Raw genomic sequence first — 320 nt, forward strand, 5'->3', positions numbered from 1 at the left:
GAGCTGATTCCGGGTTGGGCGCCCAAGTCCGGGGTGGTGCATGCGATTTTCCCATCGCGGCGCGGGTTGTTGCCGTCGGTGCGTACCTTGATCGATTTTCTCGGCGAAGAGTTTGCGCACAGCGATATTGCCTGAATTGGTGGTGCGCCCTTCGCGAGCAAGCTCGCTCCCACAAGAGCACGCATTCCAATGTGGGAGCGAGCTTGCTCGCGAAGAGGCCAGCCCGGACAATACAAATCCTGGAAATGATTCATGACTTCTGATCAACAGTGCTTTGTCCCGTCAGCGGTTTTTCTCAACCATCCGGATGCGGATACTCC

The 320-nt window shown here is 56.9% G+C and carries 1 pseudogene; it reads left to right on the plus strand.

Features of this window, described 5'->3' with window-relative positions:
* A pseudogene (locus tag GTU76_RS29830) lies at positions 1 to 135 on the plus strand (LysR family transcriptional regulator); the annotation flags it as partial.
* Between the last annotated feature and the right edge of the window lie 185 nt (positions 136 to 320).

It is taken from the genome of Pseudomonas crudilactis, assembly GCF_013433315.1.
In the GTDB taxonomy this organism is placed as follows: Bacteria; Pseudomonadota; Gammaproteobacteria; order Pseudomonadales; family Pseudomonadaceae; genus Aquipseudomonas; species Aquipseudomonas crudilactis.